The 23,279-nt window shown below is 73.1% G+C and carries 19 protein-coding genes; 4 read left to right on the plus strand and 15 right to left on the minus strand.

The features are described 5' to 3' along the window. Positions 1–45 precede the first annotated feature (45 nt). Positions 46–642, minus strand: coding sequence for a PadR family transcriptional regulator (locus ACRB68_RS05860; RefSeq protein ID WP_153531142.1), 597 nt, complete (start codon positions 640–642; stop codon positions 46–48). Between the two features lie 150 nt (positions 643–792). Between ACRB68_RS05860 and ACRB68_RS05865 the strand changes: the two genes are divergently transcribed. Beyond that, on the plus strand, positions 793–1,578 hold the full coding sequence (locus ACRB68_RS05865; RefSeq protein ID WP_328593810.1) for a hypothetical protein: 786 nt from the start codon (positions 793–795) through the stop codon (positions 1,576–1,578). A gap of 64 nt (positions 1,579–1,642) precedes the next feature. Here the strand turns inward: ACRB68_RS05865 and ilvC are convergent, their stop codons facing one another. The 4 genes from ilvC to ACRB68_RS05885 all read right to left on the minus strand — a co-directional run bounded on the left by ilvC (position 1,643) and on the right by ACRB68_RS05885 (position 8,008). Beyond that, on the minus strand, positions 1,643–2,626 hold the full coding sequence (gene ilvC, locus ACRB68_RS05870) for a ketol-acid reductoisomerase (protein ID WP_153531144.1): 984 nt from the start codon (positions 2,624–2,626) through the stop codon (positions 1,643–1,645). Positions 2,627–2,666: 40 nt separating this feature from the next. Continuing rightward, positions 2,667–3,191 (minus strand): acetolactate synthase small subunit, encoded by a 525-nt coding sequence (ilvN, locus tag ACRB68_RS05875; RefSeq protein WP_153531145.1) that lies wholly within the window; start codon positions 3,189–3,191, stop codon positions 2,667–2,669. Between the two features lie 5 nt (positions 3,192–3,196). Beyond that, positions 3,197–4,957, minus strand: a complete 1,761-nt coding sequence (locus ACRB68_RS05880; RefSeq protein WP_153531146.1) for an acetolactate synthase large subunit — start codon at positions 4,955–4,957, stop codon at positions 3,197–3,199. Positions 4,958–5,164: 207 nt separating this feature from the next. Further along, positions 5,165–8,008, minus strand: a complete 2,844-nt coding sequence (locus ACRB68_RS05885) for a putative bifunctional diguanylate cyclase/phosphodiesterase (RefSeq protein WP_153531147.1) — start codon at positions 8,006–8,008, stop codon at positions 5,165–5,167. A gap of 435 nt (positions 8,009–8,443) precedes the next feature. Here ACRB68_RS05885 and ACRB68_RS05890 point away from each other — a divergent pair, with 435 nt between their 5' ends. Beyond that, the gene (locus ACRB68_RS05890) at positions 8,444–9,523 is read left to right on the plus strand and encodes a PQQ-dependent sugar dehydrogenase (protein ID WP_153531148.1); all 1,080 of its coding nucleotides are present in this window, start codon (positions 8,444–8,446) and stop codon (positions 9,521–9,523) included. On the opposite strand, the gene ACRB68_RS05895 is transcribed toward ACRB68_RS05890, so the two are convergent. From ACRB68_RS05895 to gatC, 4 genes are all read right to left on the minus strand, one after another. After that, positions 9,524–9,943 (minus strand): hypothetical protein, encoded by a 420-nt coding sequence (locus ACRB68_RS05895; protein ID WP_153531149.1) that lies wholly within the window; start codon positions 9,941–9,943, stop codon positions 9,524–9,526. 104 nt (positions 9,944–10,047) lie between these two features. Then, a complete protein-coding gene (gene gatB, locus ACRB68_RS05900; protein ID WP_153532335.1) occupies positions 10,048–11,532 on the minus strand; it encodes an Asp-tRNA(Asn)/Glu-tRNA(Gln) amidotransferase subunit GatB in 1,485 nt (494 codons plus the stop codon). Positions 11,533–11,546: 14 nt separating this feature from the next. Next, a complete protein-coding gene (gatA, locus tag ACRB68_RS05905; protein WP_153531150.1) occupies positions 11,547–13,055 on the minus strand; it encodes an Asp-tRNA(Asn)/Glu-tRNA(Gln) amidotransferase subunit GatA in 1,509 nt (502 codons plus the stop codon). 1 nt (position 13,056) lies between these two features. Beyond that, positions 13,057–13,356, minus strand: coding sequence for an Asp-tRNA(Asn)/Glu-tRNA(Gln) amidotransferase subunit GatC (gatC, locus tag ACRB68_RS05910; protein WP_153531151.1), 300 nt, complete (start codon positions 13,354–13,356; stop codon positions 13,057–13,059). Positions 13,357–13,544: 188 nt separating this feature from the next. On the opposite strand from gatC, the gene ACRB68_RS05915 reads away from it, so the two are divergent. Further along, positions 13,545–13,790 (plus strand): DUF6458 family protein, encoded by a 246-nt coding sequence (locus tag ACRB68_RS05915; RefSeq protein ID WP_328593812.1) that lies wholly within the window; start codon positions 13,545–13,547, stop codon positions 13,788–13,790. Positions 13,791–13,810: 20 nt separating this feature from the next. Here the strand turns inward: ACRB68_RS05915 and ACRB68_RS05920 are convergent, their stop codons facing one another. The 5 genes from ACRB68_RS05920 to mnmA form a co-directional block, all read right to left on the minus strand. Next, positions 13,811–15,874, minus strand: coding sequence for a putative bifunctional diguanylate cyclase/phosphodiesterase (locus ACRB68_RS05920; RefSeq protein ID WP_407924276.1), 2,064 nt, complete (start codon positions 15,872–15,874; stop codon positions 13,811–13,813). A gap of 182 nt (positions 15,875–16,056) precedes the next feature. Further along, positions 16,057–18,225, minus strand: coding sequence for an NAD-dependent DNA ligase LigA (gene ligA, locus ACRB68_RS05925; protein ID WP_153531153.1), 2,169 nt, complete (start codon positions 18,223–18,225; stop codon positions 16,057–16,059). 51 nt (positions 18,226–18,276) lie between these two features. Further along, positions 18,277–19,281: a methionine synthase gene (locus ACRB68_RS05930; RefSeq protein WP_328593813.1), complete on the minus strand. Its 1,005-nt coding sequence runs from the start codon at positions 19,279–19,281 to the stop codon at positions 18,277–18,279. Next, the gene (locus ACRB68_RS05935) at positions 19,278–20,096 is read right to left on the minus strand and encodes an LLM class F420-dependent oxidoreductase (protein WP_328593814.1); all 819 of its coding nucleotides are present in this window, start codon (positions 20,094–20,096) and stop codon (positions 19,278–19,280) included. Before ACRB68_RS05935 ends, ACRB68_RS05930 begins: the two co-directional genes overlap by 4 nt. A 32-nt stretch (positions 20,097–20,128) precedes the next feature. After that, positions 20,129–21,205 (minus strand): tRNA 2-thiouridine(34) synthase MnmA, encoded by a 1,077-nt coding sequence (gene mnmA / locus ACRB68_RS05940; protein ID WP_153531155.1) that lies wholly within the window; start codon positions 21,203–21,205, stop codon positions 20,129–20,131. A 95-nt stretch (positions 21,206–21,300) separates the two neighbouring features. Here mnmA and ACRB68_RS05945 point away from each other — a divergent pair, with 95 nt between their 5' ends. Further along, positions 21,301–22,365 (plus strand): DUF695 domain-containing protein, encoded by a 1,065-nt coding sequence (locus tag ACRB68_RS05945; RefSeq protein WP_235958750.1) that lies wholly within the window; start codon positions 21,301–21,303, stop codon positions 22,363–22,365. Here ACRB68_RS05945 and ACRB68_RS05950 read toward each other — a convergent pair. Next, positions 22,353–23,240, minus strand: coding sequence for a DUF1206 domain-containing protein (locus ACRB68_RS05950; protein WP_153531157.1), 888 nt, complete (start codon positions 23,238–23,240; stop codon positions 22,353–22,355). The two genes, ACRB68_RS05945 and ACRB68_RS05950, sit on opposite strands and share 13 nt — an antisense overlap. Positions 23,241–23,279: the final 39 nt, after the last annotated feature.

Here is a 23,279-nt window from a genome sequence, read left to right on the forward strand (position 1 = left end):
CGGCGCGGGGAGCGTGGGGGGCCGTCCCCCCTCGGGCGGTTCCGCTCATCGGCGGGACTCCTTCGGCTGCTCGGCCGGCGCGGGGGCCGGGGCCGGGGCGGGCGGGGTGGCCGACGTCTGCTCGCGAACGACGAACGCCTCGCAGTGGTCCAGCCAGCGCACCTCGGCCTCGGCCTGGAAGATCATGGATTCCAGCACCAGCAGCCAGGCCCGCTCGGCCGGGTCGCCGGGCGCGCGCGGCGCGTCGGCCTTCAGCCGGGTGAGGTCCTGCAGGCCGCGCAGGGTGGCGGTGCGCTGGGTCTGCACGACCTCGCGGACGTCCACGCCGGGGGTGGTGACGGCCATCGCCAGCTTGATCGCCAGCTCGTCGCGGGGCCGGTCGGCGCGGGCGACGGGGGTGGCGAACCAGGCGCGCACGTCGGCCTCGCCCGCCGGGGTGATCCGGTAGACGAACCGCCCCTCCTCGTCGGCGCCGACGCGGGTGACCATCTCGTCGCGTTCCAGCCGCGACAGCGTGGAGTAGACCTGCCCGATGTTGAGCGGCCAGGTGGCGCCGGTGGAGGACTCGAAGTCGGCGCGCAGCTGGTAGCCGTAGCGGGGCCCCTGGGACAGCAGGGCCAGCAGGCCGTGACGGATCGACATACCTACCAAGTATGCATACGCGGTATCCGGCTGGCAATACCGCGTATGCAGACCCGGCGGCAGGGCGACACGCGCCCCCGGATCACCACGCCGGGCCATCGCGAGCCTTAACGTAACCGTTAACCCCGGCTGACCTGGAGAAGAGCCCCCGTGACCACCGACTGCACGACCAGTGTGCTGCGCGACCTGCTGCGCGTGTACGACCACCGATTCCTGGCGTTGGAGCGCTCCCAGCGGGACCGCCTGGTGGAGGGCACCCGGCGGGCCATCGGCGAGGAGGGGCTGAGCGAGGCCGTCCGGGCCGGGCTGCCGGCCGCCTACCGGCTGCGCGCGTTCTGCATCCAGCACGGGCTCCGCGAGGAGCTGGAGCGGCTGATCGGCGACGAGGCGGCGGGCAGCCCGGCGGGCGCGGTGGTCGTCGGCGGCCGGGTCTACGCCATGTACCCCTACCTGCGCGGCGTGTCCCGCCAGGACGTCGACATCACCGCCGAGATCGGCGTCGAGCACCGGGCGGACGCGGTGGCCTGGCAGGGGCAGGGCGAGGTGCGGGTGCGCGGGGCGGCGCGGCTGGAGCGGGTCGAGACGCACCGGACCGCGGTCGACCTGGTCCTGCGCGAGCGCGAGTCCAAGGCCGAGCACCGCGTCGCGGCCGAGACGGGCGAGGACGGCTTCACCGCCGTCGCCGACATGACGGCGGCGGGTCCGGGCCGCTGGGACCTGTTCGTCGCCGCCACCGCGCTCGGCATCACCCGGGAGGCGCGGTTCGGCACCGTGCGCGGCCCGGCGCTGAAGGACGAGCCACTGCGGCGGGCGCTCGGGGACGGCCTCACCGCCACCGTCTACTTCACCAAGGGCGGCCACCTGGCGGTGCACGTCCGCCCCGCGCCCGCGCCGCCCCCGCTGCGCACCAAGATCATTCGGCGGCTCGCCCGGTAGGGAAAGCGAACCGCCGGGCCCGGACGCGGTGTCCGGACCCGGCGGTCCCCTCAGGCGGGCGGGCTCAGTCGTTCAGCCAGCTCATCATCGGGCGCAGCGCCCCGCCGGTCTTCTCGATCGGGTGCTCGGCCAGCTCCTGGCGGTACTTGCCGAACTGGGCCTGGCCGCCCTCGAACTCGGCCACCAGCTCGCGGGCGAACTCGCCGGACTGGATCTCGGCGAGGATCTTCTTCATCTCCGCCTTGGTGTCGGCGGTGATGACGCGCGGGCCGCGGGTGTAGCCGCCGTACTCGGCGGTGTCCGACACCGACCAGTACATCTTGGACACGCCGCCCTCGTACATCAGGTCGACGATCAGCTTCAGCTCGTGCAGGCACTCGAAGTAGGCGACCTCGGGCTGGTAGCCGGCCTCGGTCAGCACCTCGAAGCCGGTCTTGACCAGCTCGGCGGCGCCGCCGCACAGCACGGCCTGCTCACCGAACAGGTCGGTCTCGGTCTCCTCGGTGAAGGTGGTCTTGATGCCGCCCGCGCGCAGGCCGCCGATGGCCTTGGCGTAGGACAGCGCCAGCGGCCAGGCGCCGCCGGTGGCGTCCTCCTCCACGGCCACGATCACCGGGACGCCGCGGCCCGCGGTGAACTGGCGGCGGACCAGGTGGCCCGGGCCCTTCGGCGCGACCATGGCCACGTCCACGCCCGCCGGCGGCTCGATGAGGCCGTAGCGGATGTTGAGGCCGTGCCCGAAGAACAGCGCGTCGCCCTCGACCAGCGCGGGCTTGATGTCGTTCTCGTAGATCCCGCGCTGCAGGTGGTCCGGCGCCAGGATCATGATCAGGTCGGCCTCCTCGGCCGCCTCGGCCGGGGTGAGCACGCGCAGGCCCTCCGCCTCGGCCTTGGCCCGGCTCTTGGAGCCCTCGGGCAGGCCGATCCGGACGTCGACGCCGGAGTCGCGCAGGGACAGCGCGTGCGCGTGACCCTGGCTGCCGTAGCCGATGACGGCGACGTGCCGGCCCTGGATGATGCTCAGGTCCGCGTCGTTGTCGTAGAACATCTCAGCCACTGTGCTGCTGCCTTTCGTTGATATGGGTGGGTCAGGCGCTGCGATCGATGGCCCGCAGCGAGCGGTCGGTGATGGACCGGGCGCCGCGGCCGATGGCCACCATGCCCGACTGCACCAGTTCCTTGATGCCGAACGGCTCCAGGACGCGGATGAAGGCGTCCAGCTTGTCGCGGCTCCCGGTGACCTCGATGGTCACCGCGTCGGGGGCGACGTCCACGACCTTGGCCCGGAACAGCTGCACGGTCTCCAGGACCTGCGAGCGGGTCTCGGCGTCGGCGCGGACCTTCACGAGCAGCAGCTGGCGCTGCACCGAGGTGGCGGTGTCCAGCTCGACGATCTTCAGGACGTTGATCAGCTTGTTCAGCTGCTTGGTGACCTGCTCCAGCGGCAGCTCCTCGACGTTCACCACGATCGTCATCCGGGAGATGTCGGGGTGCTCGGTGGTGCCGACCGCCAGCGACTCGATGTTGAAGCCGCGGCGGGAGAACAGCGCCGCCACCCGGGCGAGGATGCCGGGGGTGTTCTCGACCAGGACCGAGAGGGTGTGCTGGCTCATCGGTGTCAGTCTCCGTTTTCCCAGTCGGGGGCCATGTCCCGAGCGATCTTGATGTCGTCGTTGGCGGTGCCGGCCGCGACCATCGGCCACACCATCGCGTCCTGGTGCACCACGAAGTCGATGACGACGGGCGCGTCGTTGATCTCCATCGCCTTGGCGATGACCGCGTCCACGTCCTCGGGCCGGTCGCAGCGCAGCCCGACGCAGCCGTAGGCGTCGGCGAGCTTGACGAAGTCGGGGATGTACTGGGCGTCGGCGGCGGCGCCCTTCAGCCGGGTGTTGGAGTAGCGCTCGTTGTAGAACAGCGTCTGCCACTGCCGGACCATGCCGAGGTTGCCGTTGTTGATGACGGCGACCTTGACCGGGATGCCCTCGATCGCGCAGGTGGCCAGCTCCTGGTTGGTCATCTGGAAGCAGCCGTCGCCGTCGATCGCCCACACCTGGGTGTCCGGCGCGCCGACCTTGGCGCCCATCGCGGCGGGGACGGCGTAGCCCATCGTCCCGGCGCCGCCGGAGTTCAGGAACGCGCCGGGCCGCTCGTACTTGATGAACTGCGCGGTCCACATCTGGTGCTGGCCGACGCCCGCGACGTAGTAGGCCTCGGGGCCGACGAGCCGGCCGATGCGCTCGATGACGTACTGCGGCGACAGCGTCCCGTCGGCCGGGGTGTCGTAGCCGAGCGGGTAGGTCTCGCGCCAGGCCTCCAGCTGCCGCCACCAGTCCCGGTAGTCGCCCTTGCGGCCGGCATCGTGCTCGGCCTGCACCGCGACGATCAGGTCGGCGATGACCTCGCGGGCGTCGCCGACGATCGGCACGTCGGCGTGCCGGTTCTTGGAGATCTCCGCCGGGTCGATGTCGGCGTGCACGACCTTGGCGTGCGGGGCGAACCCGTCCAGCTTGCCGGTGACCCGGTCGTCGAAGCGGGCGCCGAGGGTGACCAGCAGGTCGGCCTTCTGCAGCGCGCCGACCGCGCCGACGTTGCCGTGCATGCCGGGCATGCCCATGTGCTGCGGGTGGCTGTCGGGGAAGGCGCCCTTGGCCATCAGCGTGGTGACGACCGGGGCGCCGGTCAGCTCGGCCAGCACCTTCAGCTCGGCCGCCGCGCCCGCCTTGATGACGCCGCCGCCGACGTACAGCACGGGGCGGGACGCCTCGCTGATCAGCCGGGCCGCCTCGCGGACCTGCTTGGAGTGCGGCCGGGTGACCGGGCGGTACCCCGGCAGCCGCATCTGCACCGGCCACTCGAAGCCGAAGGTCGCCTGCAGCGCGTCCTTGGAGATGTCGACCAGGACCGGGCCGGGCCGGCCGGTGGAGGCGATGTGGAACGCCTCCACGATGGTGCGGGCGATGTCCTCGGGCCGGGTGACCAGGAAGTTGTGCTTGGTGATCGGCATCGTGATGCCGGCGATGTCGGCCTCCTGGAAGGCGTCGGTGCCGATCGCGCCGCTCGGCACCTGGCCGGTGATCGCCACGATCGGGACCGAGTCCATGTAGGCGTCGGAGATCGGGGTGACCAGGTTGGTCGCGCCGGGCCCGCTGGTCGCCATGCACACGCCGACCTTGCCGGTGACCATCGCGTAGCCCTGCGCGGCGTGCCCGGCGCCCTGCTCGTGCCGGACCAGGATGTGGCGCAGCTTCTCGGAGTCGAAGAGCGGGTCGTAGGCGGGCAGGATCGCGCCGCCGGGAATGCCGAACACCGTGTCGACGCCGACGTTCTCCAGGGCGCGGACCAGCGCTTGGGCTCCCGTCATCTGTTCGGTCGTCATGTTCCAGTTCCTTGGGGAGAAGTCTGTGCTCCTGGGAACGCATGGTTCGAAGGTCACACGGCCAACAAAAAACCCCCGCCGCCGGAGGGCGGTCGAGGGGCGCGCGCAGGACGAAGAGACTCGGTCAGCCTGCGCGCCGACCAAGTACTACGAGGATGATGGAGCTGTTCTGCACGGTGCCCACTTTCGCCGACTTCCGGGCCGGGGTCAAATCTGTGGACACTTTGTCTCACCATTCGGGACGAGATGAGGCTCCGCGGTGGCCGGCGGCTCCTCCTGGAGCGGCAGCTCGACCTCGCCCGGAGGGCGCTGCGCCTGCAGGCTGGCGCGCACCAGCGACTCGGCGCGCCCCGCCGCCATGGGCCGCGCGACGAGGAAGCCCTGCCCGCGCGGGCAGCCCATCTCGCGCAGCAGCCGCAGCTGCTCGGGCCGCTCGATCCCCTCGGCGACCACGGTCAGGCCGAGGTCACGGCCGAGCCGCACGATGGTGCGGGTGAGCAGGGTGAGCGTCTCGTCGGCGCCGAGGCCCGCCACGAACGAGGGATCGAGCTTGATCACGTCCACCGGGAGCTGCCCGAGGTAGGCCAGCGAGGCGTAGCCGGTGCCGAAGTCGTCGATGGCCAGCCGCACGCCGAGCTCGCGCAGCGCCGACAGCCGCGCCACGTTCTGCCCGGCGTCCTCCACCAGCACCTCCTCGCGGACCTCCAGGGTCAGCGCGTGCGGGGGCAGGCCGGTGTCGGCGAGCGCCGCCGCGACCGACTCCACGAACGACGGCGCGGCGATCTGGCGGGCGGTGAAGTTCACCGACAGCCCGACGTCCCAGGAGTCGCCGCGCCAGCGCGCCACCTCGGCGCACGCCTGCCGCAGCACCCAGTCGCCGAGCGGGATCATCAGGCCCGACTCCTCGGCCGGCGCGATGAACTCCTCCGGCGGCACCGCCTCGCCGTCGCGGTACCAGCGCACCAGCGCCTCCACGCCGGTGACGCGGGAGGTCGCCAGCTCCACCACCGGCTGGAACTCCACCGCGAACCGCTCCTCGGCGAGCGCGCGCTGCAGGTCGCTGCCGAGCTCCAGCCGGCGGACGACGTCGGCGTGCATGTGCGGGGCGAACACCTCGACCCGGCCGCCGCCGAGCTCCTTGGCGCGTGCCATCGCCAGGTCGCCGTTGCGGATCAGGTCGGCGGCGGTGCGGCGCAGCCGCCGGCCCGCCTCGGACGAGGAGCGGGCGCCCTCGGGCGCGGCGTCGGCGACGAACGCGATGCCGACGCTGGCGGTCAGCACGATGCCCTTGCTGCCGACCCGGTAGGGGTCGGCCGACAGGGCGCGCAGCAGCCGCTCGGCGACCTCGACGGCCAGCTGGGAGTCGCCGGGGCCCTCGTCGGGCAGCTGCAGCAGCACCGCGAACTCGTCGCCGCCCCAGCGCGCCACGGTGTCGTCGGCCTGCACGGTGGCGCGCAGCCGCCGCGCGGCCTGCGCGAGCACCTGGTCACCGGCCGCGTGCCCGGCCGAGTCGTTGACGGCGGTGAAGCCGTCCAGGTCGGCGAACAGCACCGCGACCCGGCAGCCGCTGCCCTGCCGCGACAGCACCTCGCGGGTGCGCTCCTCGAAGTAGGCGCGGTTGGGCAGCCCGGTCAGCCCGTCGTGGAAGGTCAGGTGGGCGACCTGGCGCTGCAGCGCGGCCTGCTCGCTGAGGTCGCGGGTGGTGATCAGCAGCCGGCCCGGCGCCTCGCCGGTGCCGGTGTAGCGCGACACCGTCGACTCGGTCGGCAGCCAGGTGCCGTCGGCGGCGCGGACCCGGCAGGCCACCTTGAGCGCGGCGGCGGCGCCCTCCTCCTGCTCGCCCTTCAGGAACTCGGCGAACGCGCCGCGCACCCGCGGCAGGTCCTCGGGGTGGATGATCTCGGGCAGCGGGCGGCCGAGCAGCTCGTCGGCGGCGTACCGGTAGGTGCGCAGCGCGCCCTGGCTGACGTACTGGACGACCGCGTCCAGGTCGCAGATCAGCACCGCGTCGTTGATGCTCTCCGACAGCGCGCGGAAGTGGTCCTCGCCGGTGTGCACCGCGCGCCGCAGCCGGTCGTTCTCGTACAGCAGCCCGGCCAGGCGGGCCAGCAGCACGAAGGCGGCCGAGCCCGCGACGACCGACACGACCGGCTCCAGGCCGTGCGAGCCGGTCAGCGAGCGGCCCGCCACGAACAGCGCCGCGGCGGCGGCGACCGCGGCGAGCGCGATGCCGGGGCCGATCAGGCGGCCGCGCGCCTCCTCCTCGTCGCTGCGGGCGGGACCGCCGGTCCAGGGCACCAGCACGAGCAGCAGCAGGCCGCCGAGGCGCAGGATGTCGGCCGGGTCGTCGGCCGGGGCGCCGCCGCGCAGCCGCACGACGGTGGTGACCAGGTCGGCGACGCCGAACGCCAGGAGCGCGCCGTAGCCCATCCAGGCCGAGCGGCGGTGCCCGCGGGCCGCGCCGAGCACGAACGGCAGCGCGGCGCAGACCAGCACCACGTCGATCAGGGGGTACAGCAGCTCCAGCAGGAACTGGCCGGCCGACTCGCCCGACCGGTCGTACAGGTCGCTGAACAGCGCCACCCAGCCGAGGACGAACAGCGCCGCGGCGCAGACATAGGTGTCGGCGGAGTAGCGGATCCAGGTGCGCGCGTCCTTGGCCGGCCGGATCGGCACGATCAGCCCGATCACCAGCGCCGTCACCGCGGCCAGGTAGAACAGGTCGCCGACCGACAGGGTCAGGGCGCCGCGCGACTGCTCGGTCACCGAGATCGCCGAGCCGACCGCGCCGACGGACCAGCAGGCCGCGGCGATGCCGAACCAGCGCCAGGAGGCGCGCCAGGCGGTGCCCTCGGCGCCGCCCGCGGGACGGCGCGAGGCCGGCAGCAGCGAGCAGGCGGCGGCGCCGGCGGCGGCCGCCTCGGCCCAGGCGATGAAGGCGGTGCCGCCCCAGCCGAGCAGCGAGCCGATGGCGTAGAGCACCCCGACGATCGCGACCATGCCGATCGGCACCGCTCCCCGCGGTGGCCGCCTGGCGTCCTCGCCGCTCATCGCGCCGCGTCCCCTCCTGCTGCTCTGCGGGGCCGGAGGCCGCCGCGGGCGCCACAGTGCGCCTGACGAGATGTAGGTCCCCGGCCGCTCCGGCGTTGGGTCAACGCCCGGCGACCGGCCGATCGTGCCCGCGCCGGAAGTCGCGCGGGGAGCGCCCGCGAGGCCTGCGGCCAGGCCGGCCCTCGGGCAGCGACACTGCTGCAGTGCGGGATCACCGTGACGTCCAATGTACGTTCCGTAGGTCACGGAGCGATTGAGGCTGAGCGTCCTCCCGGCGACAAACATCTTCCCTTGCGGATCTTGCCAAAGTGGCGACTTCATGAATCGTCCCTGTTCAGGGCCGATAATCCTGTTTACTCTGCGTAGCCGCGCGACCTGCCGCACAATGGAGCGGCGGGATCATCGTCGCGTCGCCGGCCCCACGGAGCACGATCCATGAGATTTCAGCCGACCCTCGCCGCCATCGCCCTGCTCGCCGCCGCCTGCTCGGCCACCGGGAAGGCGGGCGGCGGGGCCACCACCCCGGCGGCGCTGCCCGCGACGCCCGGTGTCCCCGGCTCGCCCCGGGTGCTGGCGACCGGCCTGGAGATCCCGTGGGCGATCGCGTTCCTGCCCGGCGGCGACGCGCTCGTCACCGAACGGCGGAGCGCCCGCCTGCTGCGGGTCACCCGGGAGGGCAAGGTGAGCGAGGTCGGCAGGGTGCCCGGCGTCGTCCCCGGCGGCGAGGGCGGCCTGCTCGGCGTCGCGGTCTCCCCCGGCTTCGCCCAGGACCACCTGGTCTACCTGCACTTCACCGCCGCCAAGGACAACCGCGTCGTGCGGTTCCGCTACGACGGCAAGGGGATCGGCGCCCTGTCGGCCCTGGTCACCGGCATCCCGAAGGGCCCCAACCACAACGGCGGCCGCATCGCGTTCGGGCCGGACGGCATGCTCTACATCGGCACCGGCGAGATCTACCACACCGAACTGGCCCAGGATAAGAACTCCCTCGGCGGCAAGATCCTCCGCGTCTCCCCCGACGGAAGGCCCGCGCCGGGCAACCCGTTCGGCAACCGGGTGTGGACCTGGGGCCACCGCAACGTCCAGGGCCTGGCCTGGGACGACGCCGAGCGCATGTACGCGACCGAGTTCGGCCAGGAGACCTGGGACGAGATCAACCGCATCGAGCGCGGCGGCAACTACGGCTGGCCCAAAGTCGAGGGCGTCGGCCACAAGAAGGGCTTCACCGACCCGGAGCTGACCTGGTCGACCGACGAGGCGTCCCCCTCGGGCCTGGCGTACGCCGGCGGCTCGCTGTGGGCGGGGGCGCTCGGCGGCCGGCGGCTCTGGCAGGTCCCGCTGTCCCCCGACGGCAAGGTCGGCAAGCCGGTGGCGCACTTCACCGGGACGTACGGGCGGCTGCGCGCCGTCGTCCGCGCCCCGGACGGCGCCCTGTGGGTGACCACCAGCAACCGCGACGGCCGCGGCGATCCGCAGCAGGGCGACGACAAGATCCTGGTGTTCCCGCTGTCCTGATCAGCGGTACTTCCGCACCCCCTCCTGGCAGGCCGCCAGGTACCCCTTCTTGCCCTGGGGGAACTTCCCGCCGCCCTTGACGCCCTCCAGGTAGGACTTGGCACAGAAGTCCGGCGGCAGGTGCCCGCGGGCGTTCTTGGCCAGGTGGTAGGCCAGCGTGACCATCTGCGGCCGGGTGTAGGACTTCCCCTGCGGATCGATCATCACGACCGCGCCGGGCTTCTTCGTCGCGGGCAGCGTCCCGGGCTTCGTCGGAGCACCCGACTTGGGGACGACGGCGGGCGGCTCCGCCGAGGCCGTGACCGAGGGGGCCGAGGACGGCCCGGGCGGCGGCGCATCGGCCTTCTTCTCTCCCCCGCCGCACGCCCCGAGCACCAACGGCAGCCCCACCAGAAGAACCGCGCCCCGCACACGCCGCATCGTCCCGCCCCTCACCGAGAACAAAGCACGGACCCTAACAAACCACCCTCCGACAGCGCCGCCCGCCGTCCAGGGACGGCGGGCGGCGCGGTGCGGTGCGGGCGTCAGGAGGCGCCGAGCTTCTCCAGGATCAGCTCGCGGGCGCGGCCGGCGTCGGCCTGGCCGCGGCTGGCCTTCATGACGGCGCCGACCAGGGCGCCGGCGGCGGCGACCTTGCCGGAGCGGACCTTGTCGGCGACCGCGGCGTTGTCGGCGATCACCTGGTCGATGATCGCCGAGAGGGCGCCCTCGTCGCTGACGACCTTCAGGCCGCGGGCGGCGACGACCTCGTCCGGGGCGCCCTCGCCGGCGAGGACGCCCTCGAACACCTGGCGGGCGAGCTTGTCGTTCAGCTCCCCGGCGTCCACCATCGCCTGGATGCGGGCGACCTGCGCGGGCGTGATCGCCAGCTCGGCCAGCTCCACGCCCTGCTCGGTGGCGCGGCGCGACAGCTCGTTCATCCACCACTTGCGGGCCGTGGCGGCGTCCGCGCCGGCCTTGACGGTGTCCTCGATGAGGTCCACGGCGCCGGCGTTGACGACGTCGCGCAGCTCCAGGTCCGACAGGCCCCACTCGCCCTGGACGCGGCGGCGGCGGGCGGCCGGCAGCTCGGGCAGGGTGGCCCGCAGCTCCTCGACCCACGCGCGCGACGGCGCCATCGGCACCAGGTCCGGCTCGGGGAAGTAGCGGTAGTCCTGCGCCTCTTCCTTGCTGCGGCCGCTGGTGGTGGTGCCGGAGTCCTCGTGGAAGTGCCGGGTCTCCTGGACGATCGTGCCGCCGGCGTCCAGCACGGCCGCCTGCCGCTCGATCTCCGAGCGGACCGCGCGCTCGACCGAGCGCAGCGAGTTGACGTTCTTGGTCTCGGTGCGGGTGCCCCACTCCGAGGCGCCGCGCGGCATCAGCGAGACGTTGACGTCGCAGCGCATCGAGCCCTGCTCCATCCGCACGTCCGAGACGCCGAGGGAGCGCACCAGCTCGCGCAGCTCGGTGGCGTAGGCGCGGGCGACCAGCGGGGCCTTGTCCTCGGTGGCGGTGATCGGCTTGGTGACGATCTCCACCAGCGGGATGCCGGCCCGGTTGTAGTCGACCAGCGAGTGCAGCGCGCCCTGGATGCGGCCGGTGGCGCCGCCGACGTGCAGCGACTTGCCGGTGTCCTCCTCCATGTGGACGCGCTCGATCTCGATCCGGTACGTCTCGCCCTCGACCTCGACCTCCAGGTGGCCGTCGACGCAGAGCGGCTCGTCGTACTGGGAGATCTGATAGTTCTTCGGCATGTCCGGATAGAAGTAGTTCTTCCGGGCGAACCGGCACCACTCCACGATCTCGCAGTTCAGCGCGAGGCCGATCTTGATGATGCCCTCGATGGCCGCGTGGTTGGTGACCGGCAGCGAGCCGGGCAGGCCGAGGCAGACCGGGCACACCTGGGTGTTCGGTTCGGCGCCGAACCCGGTCGCGCAGCCGCAGAACATCTTGGACGCGGTGCCGAGCTCGATGTGGGTCTCGATGCCGAGGACCGGCTCGAACTTCGCCAGCGCCTCGTCGAACTTCATCACGGTCGGGGTGCTCACTTGGCCGCCTCCGCGAGCTCGGGGGCCTTGCCCAGCAGCGGGCCGCCCCAGCGGTCTTCCAGGGCCCGCTCGACTGCGGCGCCGACGCGGTAGACGCGGTCGTCGCCGAGCACCGGGGCCATGATCTGCAGGCCGACCGGCAGGCCGTCCTCGTCGGCCAGGCCGCACGGCACCGAGATGGCCGCGTTGCCCGCCAGGTTGGCCGGGATCGTGCACAGGTCGGCCAGGTACATCGCCATCGGGTCGTCGGCGCGCTCGCCGATCGGGAAGGCGGTGGTCGGGGTGGTCGGCGAGACCAGCACGTCGACCTGCCCGAACGCGGCGTCGAAGTCGCGCGCGATCAGCGTGCGGACCTGCTGCGCCTTGCCGTAGTAGGCGTCGTAGTAGCCCGACGACAACGCGTAGGTGCCGAGCATGATGCGGCGCTTGACCTCGGGGCCGAAGCCCTCGGCGCGGGTGAGGGCCATCACCTCCTCGGCGCTGCGGCCGCCGTCGTCGCCGACCCGCAGCCCGAAGCGCATGGCGTCGAAGCGGGCCAGGTTGGACGAGCACTCCGACGGCGCGATCAGGTAGTACGCCGGCAGCGCGTAGGAGAAGTTCGGGCAGGACACCTCGACGACCTTGGCGCCGAGGGACTCCAGCAGCTCGACGGCCTCGTTGAAGCGGGCCGTCACGCCCGGCTGGTAGCCGTCGCCGGCGAACTCCTTGACCACGCCGACGCGCAGCCCGGCCACGTCGGCGCGGCGGGCCGCCTCGACCACCGGCGGGACCGGCTTGTCGATGGAGGTGGAGTCCATCGGGTCGTGGCCGCTGAACGCCTCGTGCAGCAGCGCCGCGTCCAGCACGTTGCGGGCGAACGGGCCCGGGGTGTCCAGGCTGGAGGCGAACGCGATGATCCCGTAGCGGGTGGAGCCGCCGTAGGTGGGCTTGGCGCCGACGATGCCGGTGACGGCGGCGGGCTGCCGGATGGAGCCGCCGGTGTCGGTGCCGGTGGCCAGCGGCGCCTCGTAGGCGGCGACCGCGGCCGACGAGCCGCCGGACGAGCCGCCGGGGATCCGGGACAGGTCCCAGGGGTTGTGCGTGGGGTGGTAGGCGCTGTTCTCGGTGGAGGAGCCCATCGCGAACTCGTCCATGTTGGTCTTGCCGAGGATGACCAGGCCGGCCTTGCGCAGCCGGGCGGTGATGGTCGCGTCGTAGGGCGGCCGCCACCCCTCCAGGATCCTGGATCCGGCGGTGGTCGGCATGTCGGTGGTGGTGAACACGTCCTTGTGCGCGATGGGGACGCCGGCCAGCGGGCCGAGCTCCTCCCCGGCGGCGCGGCGCTCGTCCACCTTGCGGGCCTGCGCCAGCACCGTCTCGCCGTCGACGTGCAGGAACGCCCGCACGTCGCCGTCGACGGCGGCGACCCGGTCCAGGTGCGCCCGCGCGACCTCGGCGGCGGACGTCTCACCCGAGGCGATGAGGGACCCCAGCTCGGCGGCGGTCTTCTTGACCAGTTCGCTCATCTCAGGCCTCCTCGTCCAGGATCCGCGGCACCCGGAAGCGCTGGTCCTCGGCGGCCGGGGCGCCCGCCAGGGCCTGCTCCGGGGTGAGCGAGGGGCGGACCTCGTCGGGCCGGTAGACGTTGGTCAGCGGGAGCGCGTGCGAGGTCGGCGGGATGTCCTCCGCGGCGACCTCCTGCACCCGCGCGACCGCGGAAATGATCTGGTCGAGCTGGGCCGCGAGATGATCGAGCTCATCGTCGCCGAGCGCCAGCCGGGACAGCCGGGCGAGGTGCACGACCTCGTCGCGGGTGATGGCGGACATAGGGAAACCGTTTCTGCGATCGCGAGTTGGGTTTCCCGCCATCCTAGGGGCCCGGGCCCACCCCGCCCGACCGGTTTACCCAGGGCGGATCCGGCGCGGCGGACCGTGATCGCGCCCGGATCCGTTTCAGATGGCGCTGGAGGGAACAGATCTCCTCGTATGTGCTCACACCACGAGAGGGGAACGCCGTGACCATCGGCGCGAGCATCGCATTGATCATCATCGGCGCGATCCTGGCCTACGCGGTCGAATTCGAGCTGAGCGGGATCGACATCAAGCTGGTCGGTCTCATCCTGATCGTCGGCGGCCTGATCGGCCTGGTCATCGGCGTGGTGCGGATCGCCTCCGCGCGCCGCCGGACCGTGCCGCCCGCCACCGGCGTCCGCGAGGAGCGCTACTACGGCGAGGTGCCGCCCGAGCGCCGCGGCTACTGATCCCCGGGTGATCCCCGCGGTCAGGCGGCGGGCTCGGGGGCCCGCTCCATCCGGCGGCGCAGCCAGTCGGTGGCGGTGGCGGCGTCCATCGGGCGGCCGAAGTGCCAGCCCTGCGCGGCGTCGCAGCCCATCTCGCGCAGCAGCCGGGCGGTGGCGGCGTCCTCCACGCCCTCGGCGACCGAGCGCAGGCCGAGGGTGCGCACCAGCTCCACGACCGAGCGGACGATCACCGCGTCGTCGGGCGAGCGGGTGAGCCGCTGCACGAACGATGAGTCGATCTTGATCTCCTCCACCGGCAGCCGCTTCAGCCGCACCAGCGAGGAGTAGCCGGTGCCGAAGTCGTCCAGGCTGAGCGGGATGCCGAGTTCGGCGAGCGCGCCGACGGTCTCGGAGGCGTAGGCCGGCTCGTTCATCAGGATGCGCTCGGTGATCTCCAGCTGCAGCGCGGCGGCGGGCAGGCCGTGCGCGCGCAGCCCCGTCTCGATCGTCTCGGTGAGCCCGGCGTCCAGCAGGTCGCGGCCCGACACGTTCGCCGCGACCTGGACGGCCAGGTCCTCGCGCCACCACGCCGACGCCTGCGCCAGCGCCGCGTTCACCACGTGATGGGTGATCGAGCGCATCAGGTAGGTCTGCTCGGCGGCGGCGAGGAAGGCGCCGGGTTCCAGCACGCCCCGGTCGGGGTGGCGCCAGCGCAGCAGCGCCTCCATGCCGACCAGCTGGCCGTCGTGCAGGGAGATCTTGGGCTGGTAGAACAGCTCCAGCTCGCCGCGGTCGACGGCGCGGCGCAGGTCGCCGAGCATGCCGAGGCGGGCCGGGGAGTTGCGGTCGCGGGCGGGCGAGTAGACCTCGACGCCGGCGCGCGACTCCTTGGCGTTGTACATCGCCACGTCGGCGCGCTGCAGCAGCAGCTCGAAGTCGGGCGCGTGGTCGGGGAACAGCGCGATGCCGACGCTGCCCTCCAGGTCGAAGGTCATGCCGTCCAGCCGGACGGGCTCGCTGAGCGCGGCGCGCAGCCGGGCGGCGACCTCGCGGGCGGCGGCCTCGTCGCGGACGGTCGGCAGCAGCACCGCGAACTCGTCGCCGCCGAGCCGGGCGACCAGGTCGCCGGGGCGCACGCTGTGCGTCAGCCGGTGCGCGACCAGCTGCAGCAGCCGGTCGCCGGTGTGGTGGCCGAGGGTGTCGTTGACCTCTTTGAAGCGGTCCAGATCGAGCAGGAACAGTCCCGCCCGGGGCGGCGCGGCGCCGCGCCGGCCGACGCCGCGCACCTGCGCCAGCGCCTCCTCGGTGCGCCCGATCAGCATCTTGCGGTTGGGCAGCCCGGTCAGCCCGTCGTGCAGGGCCTGGTGCTCGCGCCGCACCGAGACCGAGGCGTTGAGGTAGACCGCGACGAACGGCAGCACGATCAGCGGCAGGAACGCCGCGGAGCGGGCCATCGCGACGACGATCAGCGGGGCCAGGCCGAGCAGCGCCAGGTGCACCAGCACCTGGTAGGCCAGGTCCCAGCGCATCGTGCGCAGCAGCGAGATGCGCTCGTGCAGCGCGACCGCGGCGGCGACCAGCAGGTCGTTGCAGAGGAAGTAGGCGGCGCCGGCGAGCGCGACCGCGGGCAGGTCGCCGCCGTCGGGCACCCACAGGCGGGTCGGTGAGGCGTGCACCCCGAACGCCATCAGCACCAGCTGGGCGGCGCCGAGGCTGAGGGTGTACTGGGCGACGTTGAAGGCGATGCGGTGCGGCGAGCGGCCCCACAGCACCCCGCAGGCGACGATCCCGGCGGCGCGCAGCAGCGCGGCGACCGGCAGCCCGGCGTACAGCAGCGCGGCGAACGAGAACGTGGTGGAGGTGCTGGCCCCGCTGTTCTCGTTGGCGCCGGGCGTGATGATCGGCCGCAGTTCCCCGAACACGATGAGGCAGGCCAGGATCCAGAAGGCCGGCCCGCGCAGCAGGGCGTGCGCCTGCGTCCCGGTCAGCGAGGCCACCGCGGCGCCGCAGGCGGCGAGGCCGAGCAGGGTGACCACCGCGAGGTAGATCCACAGTGGCGAGCCCCGGCGCGGCAGCGTGTTCCGCGTGTTGTTCGGGTCCTTCATCACCATCTCGAGGGGTTCGGGGGACCTGTGATGACAGGGAGGGTACGACCTTTACGGCACTTCGCGGAACCGATTGCGCACGTTCCGTTATGCCCCATCTCAACCATCATGCCGCCTCTGAGTAGTGGCGTGCTACCTTTGGGTGACTTTACGCTGGTGGGCGGCGTTGTGAGCACAGTCGGTCATTCGTCCGCGCTGAGGGTTACATTTTTGGCCGCATCCGGCCCCTCCGCGAGCAGCACGGCGAACCCGGCCTCGTCCAGGATCGGTACGCCCAGCTTGACCGCCTTGTCGTACTTGGAGCCGGGGCTGTCGCCGACCACCACGAACCCGGTCTTCTTGGACACCGAGCCGGACACCTTGCCACCGCGCGCCTGCACCGCCTCGGTCGCCGAGTCGCGGCTGTAGCCCTCCATCGCCCCGGTGATCACCACCGAGACGCCCTCCAGCGGCCGCGGCCCGCCCGCGCCCTCGTCGGCCATCCGCACCCCGGCCGCCGCCCACCTGTCGACGATCTCCCGATGCCACTCCACCTCGAACCAGCGCTTGATCGAGGCGGCGATGGTGGGGCCGACCCCGTCCACCGCGGCCAACTCCTCCTCGGTGGCGTCGCGGATCGCCCGGATCGAGCCCATCTCCCGGGCCAGGTCCTGCGCCGCGCTCGGCCCGACGTGCCGGATCGACAGGGCCACCAGCACCCGCCACAGCGGCTGCTTCTTGGCCTTCTCCAGCTCCTCGAACAGGATCTCGACGGTCTTCTTCGGCTCGCCCTCGGCGTTGGCGAAGAAGGTGACGACCTTCTCCTCGCCGGTCTTGTCGTCGATCTTGGGCATGCCGGTGCGCTGGTCGCGCACCAGCGTGCGGATCGGCAGCAGCCGCTCCACGGTCAGGTCGAACAGGTCGCCCTCGGTGCGGACCGGCGGCTCGGCCGGCTCCAGCGGCTGGGTCAGCGCGGTCGCCGCCACGTAGCCGAGCGCCTCGATGTCCAGGGCCTTGCGGCTGGCCAGGAAGTACAGCCGCTCGCGCAGCTGCGCCGGGCACTTCTCGGCGTTCGGGCAGCGGATGTCGGCGTCGCCCTCCTTCTCGTAGGCCAGCACGGTGCCGCACTCGGGGCACCGCTCGGGCATGACGAACTCGCGCTCGGAGCCGTCGCGCAGGTCGGTGACGGGCGCGACGATCTCGGGGATCACGTCGCCCGCCTTGCGCAGCACCACGGTGTCGCCGATCAGCACGCCCTTGCGCTTCACCTCGGAGGCGTTGTGCAAAGTGGCGTAGGCGACCACGGAGTCTGCGACCTTGACCGGCTCCATCACGCCATAGGGGGTGATCCGCCCGGTGCGGCCGACGCCGACCTTGATGTCGATCAGCTTGGTGTTGACCTCCTGCGGCGGGTACTTCCACGCGATCGCCCAGCGCGGGGCGCGGGAGGTGGAGCCGAGGCGGCGCTGCAGCGGAAACTGGTCGACCTTGACGACCACGCCGTCGATCTCGTAGTCGGGGTCGTGCCGGTGCTCGCCGTAGTACTCGATGTACTCGCGGACGGCGTCCAGCCCGCCGACGACCTGGTACCGGTCGCTGACCGGCAGCCCCCAGCCGCGCATCAGCTCGTACGCCCCGGACTGGCTTTCCGGCTGGTCGCCGCCCTGCCAGGCGCCGAACCCGTGCACCAGCATGCCGAGCGGGCGCTGCGCGGAGACCCGCGGGTCCTTCTGGCGCAGCGACCCGGCGGCGGCGTTGCGCGGGTTGGCGAACAGCGCCAGGCCCGCCTCGGCCCGAGCCTCGTTGACCTTCTCGAACCCCTCGACGGGCAGGAAGACCTCGCCGCGGACCTCCAGCACGTCCGGCCAGCCGCCACCGGCGAGCCGGTCCGGGATGTTGCCGATGGTGCGCACGTTGTTGGTGACGTCCTCGCCGGTGCGCCCGTCGCCGCGGGTCACCCCGCGCACCAGGCGGCCGTGCTCGTAGACCAGCGCGATGGCCAGACCGTCGATCTTCAGCTCGCACAGGTAGCCCGCGACCTCGCCGACCTCCTTGACGACGCGCTCGTCCCAGGCCAGCAGCTGGTCGGCGCTCATCGCGTTGTCCAGGCTCTGCATCCGCTCCAGGTGCGCCACCGTCGCGAAGTCGGTGGTGATCGGCGCGCCGACCTTCTGCGTCGGCGAGTCGGGCGTGACGAGCCCGGGGTACTCGGCCTCCAGCCCCTGGATCTCGCGCATCATGCCGTCGTACTCGGCGTCGCTCAGCGTCGGCTGGTCGAGCACGTAGTACCGGTAACCGGCCTCGTCGAGCCGCTCGGCGAGCTCCGCGTGCCGCGCGGCCGCCTCCGTGGGGACATCATCGAGTGAGGTCATGGTCCCCATTCTGGCCGGTCCCACCGACATTCCGGCGGATGCGGCGCGGGGCTATTCGGCGGCCTCGTGCAGCATCCGCGCGGTGTCGCGGCAGCGCTTCAGCGCGGCGCGCGCGTAGCGGGGCGACGCGCCCGCCAGCCCGCATGCCGGTGTGATCACGACCTGGCGCGCCAGCTGCTCGGGCCGGAACCCCAGCCGCCGCCACAGGTCCCGGACGGGCGCGCCGGTCGCCTGCAGCGACGGCAGCCCCTTGTCCGTCCCCGGCACGGCGCCGAGGAACAGCCCGACGCCGGCGTCGATGGTCTCCCCCACCGCGTCGTCGTCGCGCTTCGGCACCAGGGACAGGTCCACCGAGACCGCCTTGGCGCCCGCGCCGCGCAGCAGCCCGAACGGGACGCGCGACGCGCAGCAGTGCACCAGCGGGAACACCTCGCCGGCCTTCTCGATGACCTGCCGGAGCGCGTCCTCGGCGATCGGCTCCTCCACGGCGCGCAGCCGGGAGAAGCCGCTGGCGGTCGGGATCGTCCCGGCGAGGACGGCGGGCAGCGCCGGCTCGTCGAGCTGCAACAGCAGCGTCGCGCGCGGGAGCCGCCGCCGCACGTCGGCGACGTGCCGGGCGACGCCCTCGGCGAGCGAGGCGGTGAGGTCGCGGACGGCACCGGGGTCCTTCAGCGCCCGCTGACCGTTGCGCAGCTCGATGGCCGAGGCCAGCGTCCACGGCCCGGTCACCTGGATCTTGAACGGGCCGTCGTGGCCGCCGGCCAGCTCCTCCAGCACGTCCAGGTCGCGGGCCAGGTGGTCCAGCGCCCGCTGGGTGTCGCGGCCGGGCCGGTCACTGAACCGCCAGCCCGACGGCTCGACCCGCACCGGCAGCTCGACCAGCAGCCCGGCGCCGCGCCCGACCAGGTCGGCGCCGACGCCGCGCGCGGGCAGCTCGGGCAGGTACGGCAGCTCGGGCACCTCGCCGAGGGCGGTCCGCAGCGCCTCGGCCGGGTCGTCGCCGGGCCAGGACCCGACGCCGGTCGCGGTCCCGGGGCCCCAGGGGTAGTCGGTCACAGCAGCTTCGCCATCTCGTCCAGCCGGGCCAGCGTCGCGGCCTCGGGTTCGGTGGGCAGGTTGAACAGGACCCGGTCGGCGCCGGCCGCCTCCATGTCGGCGACGATCTGCGCCTTCGGCGTGACGCCGAACACCGTCACCGGGACGCGCCGCCCGGCCCGCTCGCGCAGCGCGGCGATCTGCCCGCCCAGATCTTCGGTGCCGCGGCCGAGGATCGGCATCCAGCCGTCGCCGAACTCCACCACCCGGTCGAAGGTGGTCGGCCCCGAGCCGCCGACCAGCACCGGCGGGTGCGGGTCCTGGACGGGCTTGGGGTAGGAGAACACCGGGTCGAAGTCGACGAACTCGCCGTGGAACTCGGCCTCGTCCTCGGTCCACAGCTCCTTCATCGCCAGCACCCGCTCGCGCAGCAGCCGCATCCGCGTCTTCGGCTCGGTGCCGTGGTTGCGCATCTCCTCGCGGTTCCACCCGGCGCCGATGCCGAGGACCGCGCGCCCGCCCGAGATCAGGTCGAGGGAGGCGACCTCCTTGGCCAGCACGATCGGGTCGCGCTGGATCACCAGCGCGATGCCGGTGCCGACCAGCAGCCGCTCGGTGACGGTCGCGGCGGCGGTGAGCGCCACGAACGGGTCGAGCGTGCGGTAGTAGTGGCGCGGCAGCTCGGCGCCGCCGGGCCACGGCGTCTCCCGGCTGACCGGGATGTGGGTGTGCTCGGCCAGGAACAGCGCGCCGAAGCCCCGCTCCTCCAGGGCGCGGCCGAGGGCGGCCGGGCCGATGCCGTCATCGGTCACGAACGTCGAAACACCGAACTCCACGAAGCTCTCCCTGCTAGAACGGCCCGAACGGGTCAGGCGGACGCGCGGACGGTCCCGTCGATCGTCGCCGACCCGAGGACCCGATCACCCGCGTACAGTACGGCGGCCTGGCCGGCCGCCACACCCCGGGCCGCCTCGGCGAGCCGCAGCCGCACCCGGTCGCCGTCCACCTCGGCGGTGCAGTCGTACACCTCGCCGTGCGCGCGCAGCTGCACCTGGCAGCCGAACGCGCCCGCCGGGACCTCGCCGAGCCAGACGGGCCGCTCCGCGCTGATCTCCACCACGTCCAGGGCCTCGCGCGGCCCGACCGTGACGGTGTTGGTCACCGGGGAGATGTCCAGCACGTAGCGGGCCTTGCCGTCGGCGGCGGGGCGGCCGAGCTTCAGGCCCTTGCGCTGCCCGATGGTGAACCCGTAGGCGCCCTCGTGCTCGCCGACGGTGGTGCCGTCGGCGTCGACGATCGGGCCGGGCGCGGCGCCGAGCCGCTCGGCCAGGAACGCCCGGGTGTCGCCGTCGGCGATGAAGCAGATGTCGTGGCTGTCGGGCTTGTCGGCCACGGTCAGGCCGCGCCGCTCGGCCTCGGCGCGGATGCCGGCCTTGGTGGTGTCGCCGAGCGGGAACAGCGCCCGCGCCAGCTGCTCGGGGGTGCAGACGGCCAGCACGTACGACTGGTCCTTGGCCTCGTCGACGGCGCGGCGCAGCACCCCGCCCTCCCACCGGGCGTAGTGGCCGGTGCAGACCGCGTCGAAGCCGAGCGCGACCGCGCGGTCCAGCAGCGCCGCGAACTTGATCTTCTCGTTGCAGCGCAGGCACGGGTTCGGGGTGCGGCCCGCGGCGTACTCGCTGACGAAGTCCTCGACGACGTCCTGATGGAAGCGCTCGGCCAGGTCCCACACGTAGAAGGGGATGCCGATGACGTCGGCGGCGCGGCGCGCGTCCCGGGAGTCCTCCAGGGTGCAGCAGCCGCGCGCGCCGGTCCGGTAGGACTGGGGATTGCTGGACAGGGCCATGTGCACGCCGGTGACGTCGTACCCGGCCTCGGCGGCCCGGGCGGCGGCCACGGCGGAGTCGACGCCGCCGGACATGGCGGCCAGTACGCGCAGAGTCATAGGTCATCGAGCCTACGCGCCGCGGCGGGGACCTGCGCGCGGCGGCGGCGGGCGCAGGCGGCGGACCCCCGATTACGCGTACGATGGCACCCGCCATGGGAATCTTTCGCCGTCCTCGTGACATCTCCTCCGCCGCCCTCCTCCCGGCCATCTCCGAGTTCTGGGAGTGGTGGTCGCAGGCGCGCCCGTCGATCGAGGCGGCGCTCGCCGCGGCCGAGGGCGCGGCCCCCGGCGAGGGGCTGCCGGCCGAGATGGTCGAGGAGCTGTCGCAGCGGGTCGCCCGGATCCACCCCGAGCTGCAGTGGGAGATCGGCGGCCCCGACGACCGCTCGCCGACGCTGACCCTCACCGGCGGCGGCGACCCCGAGCTGCGCGGCCTCACCGAGCGCTGGCTGCGCGCGCTGCCGCGCGGCGCGGCCGGCGACTGGCGGTTCCACCCGGCCCGCCAGGCCGACCCGGAGATGCTGGCGCAGGAGCTGGTCCTCGGCGACCACGAGTTCGACCTGGAGTACGTGCGGCTCGGCATGCGCGCCGACCAGAACCGCGCCCGGGTCGACATCACCGCCTACCACCCCGACTTCCTGTTCGTGTCGGAGGAGCAGCAGGCGCAGGTCACCCTGCACGTCCTGGACTGGGCCCTCGGCGAGGACGACGTGGCCCGCTGGATCGGCGAGGTCGGCATCGCCGCCGAGGCGCCGATCGACGCGCTGCCGCCCGTCATGCTGCCCGCGGTGGTGGAGCAGGTCGCCGAGCCGTTCGAGGAGCCGGCCTGGCTGACCGGCGAGGGCCGCACGCCGCGCGGGCACCCCTCGCGGATGGCGGTCCGGTTCCCGCTGCACCGCCAGGACCACCCGCTGTGCGACATGCACGTGACGGTCACCCTGCCCTACGCCAACTCCAACCCCGACCGGCTGCCGGTCGAGCCGTCGGCCAAGGCGCTCCGGCAGTTCGAGAAGAAGCTGGAGTCGCTCGGCGAGCGCGCGGTGCTGGCGGTGCGCGAGACCGGCGACGGGCTGCGCGTCTTCCACCTGTACGCCGACCCGGACTCCTCGGCGATCTCCGACCTGGACCAGCTCGCCGCCGCCTGGCCCGAGGGCAAGGCCAAGGTGTCGGCGACGAGCGACCCGGGCTGGCGGGTGCTGGCCCCCTACCGGCTCTGAGCCGCTCCGGCGGGCGCCGACCTGGCCGCCTCGACCTTGCGCCAGCGCGCCTCGCAGAAGGAGTAGACGCCGAAGGTCAGCACGCCGGCCGCCACGGCGACCAGCAGCCACGGCCCGGCGGGGGTCTTGGCGAACTCGCGCAGCGTGGCGTCCAGGCCCTTGGCCTTACCGGGGTCGAAGGTGATCGCGGCGTGCGCCAGGAAGACGCCGACGGCGCCGAAGACCAGGCCGCGCGAGGCGCGCCCCACCACGCCGACGACCTTGACGGCCTTGGCGACCTGCGGGCTCATCTCGTGGGTGTTCAGCTTCTGCAGGAACTTGCGGCGCGCCGCGCCGACGATGTTGCCGATGCCCCAGCCGACGAAGCCGAGGCCGACGGCCAGCACCAGCCACCGCCCGCCCGGTTCGGCCATCGCCTTGGCGGTGAAGCTCTTGGACTGCGCGTTGCCCGACTGGCCGCCCTGCCCGAGCACGAATCCGAGCATCCCGATGAAACCGGCGGTGTAGAAGACGCCGCGGCCGAAGGACGCCAGGCGCTTGGTCGCCTTGTGGCCGTCGGCGACCGGCTGCCCGAAGGCGGCCTCGGCGAACCGCCAGGTGGCCAGGCCGAAGAACCCGATGACGACCAGCCACAGCAGGACGGTGCCGCCGGGCTTCTCGGCGATGGCCTGCATCGCGCCCTTCTTGTCGGCCTGCGCGCCGCCGCCGTCGCCCAGTCCGATCTGCAGGGCCAGCCAGCCGACCACCAGGTAGATCACGCCGCGGGCGGCCAGGCCCGCCCGGCAGAACCAGTGGAACCACCGGCTCCCGGCCACCTCACGGCCCGCCCTCTTGCCCGCCTGCTTCGCATTGCCGCTCGCCACGTTCGCCGCCATCGGGCCCCCTCCTAAGACGGCAGCACTGTGCCCGCCCAA

The sequence above is a fragment of the Actinomadura macrotermitis genome, from assembly GCF_009604375.1.
Classification (GTDB): domain Bacteria; phylum Actinomycetota; class Actinomycetes; order Streptosporangiales; family Streptosporangiaceae; genus Spirillospora; species Spirillospora macrotermitis.

Coding starts and splice junctions, on each gene's coding strand:
- ACRB68_RS05860 (WP_153531142.1), bottom strand. CDS start 642: ATGTCGATCCGTCACGGCCTGCTGGCCCTGCTGTCCCAGGGGCCCCGC.
- ilvC (WP_153531144.1), bottom strand. CDS start 2,626: ATGTTCTACGACAACGACGCGGACCTGAGCATCATCCAGGGCCGGCAC.
- ilvN (WP_153531145.1), bottom strand. CDS start 3,191: ATGAGCCAGCACACCCTCTCGGTCCTGGTCGAGAACACCCCCGGCATC.
- ACRB68_RS05880 (WP_153531146.1), bottom strand. CDS start 4,957: ATGACGACCGAACAGATGACGGGAGCCCAAGCGCTGGTCCGCGCCCTG.
- ACRB68_RS05885 (WP_153531147.1), bottom strand. CDS start 8,008: ATGAGCGGCGAGGACGCCAGGCGGCCACCGCGGGGAGCGGTGCCGATC.
- ACRB68_RS05890 (WP_153531148.1), top strand. CDS start 8,444: ATGAGATTTCAGCCGACCCTCGCCGCCATCGCCCTGCTCGCCGCCGCC.
- ACRB68_RS05895 (WP_153531149.1), bottom strand. CDS start 9,943: ATGCGGCGTGTGCGGGGCGCGGTTCTTCTGGTGGGGCTGCCGTTGGTG.
- gatB (WP_153532335.1), bottom strand. CDS start 11,532: ATGAAGTTCGACGAGGCGCTGGCGAAGTTCGAGCCGGTCCTCGGCATC.
- gatA (WP_153531150.1), bottom strand. CDS start 13,055: ATGAGCGAACTGGTCAAGAAGACCGCCGCCGAGCTGGGGTCCCTCATC.
- gatC (WP_153531151.1), bottom strand. CDS start 13,356: ATGTCCGCCATCACCCGCGACGAGGTCGTGCACCTCGCCCGGCTGTCC.
- ACRB68_RS05920 (WP_407924276.1), bottom strand. CDS start 15,874: ATGAAGGACCCGAACAACACGCGGAACACGCTGCCGCGCCGGGGCTCG.
- ligA (WP_153531153.1), bottom strand. CDS start 18,225: ATGACCTCACTCGATGATGTCCCCACGGAGGCGGCCGCGCGGCACGCG.
- mnmA (WP_153531155.1), bottom strand. CDS start 21,205: ATGACTCTGCGCGTACTGGCCGCCATGTCCGGCGGCGTCGACTCCGCC.
- ACRB68_RS05945 (WP_235958750.1), top strand. CDS start 21,301: ATGGGAATCTTTCGCCGTCCTCGTGACATCTCCTCCGCCGCCCTCCTC.
- ACRB68_RS05950 (WP_153531157.1), bottom strand. CDS start 23,240: ATGGCGGCGAACGTGGCGAGCGGCAATGCGAAGCAGGCGGGCAAGAGG.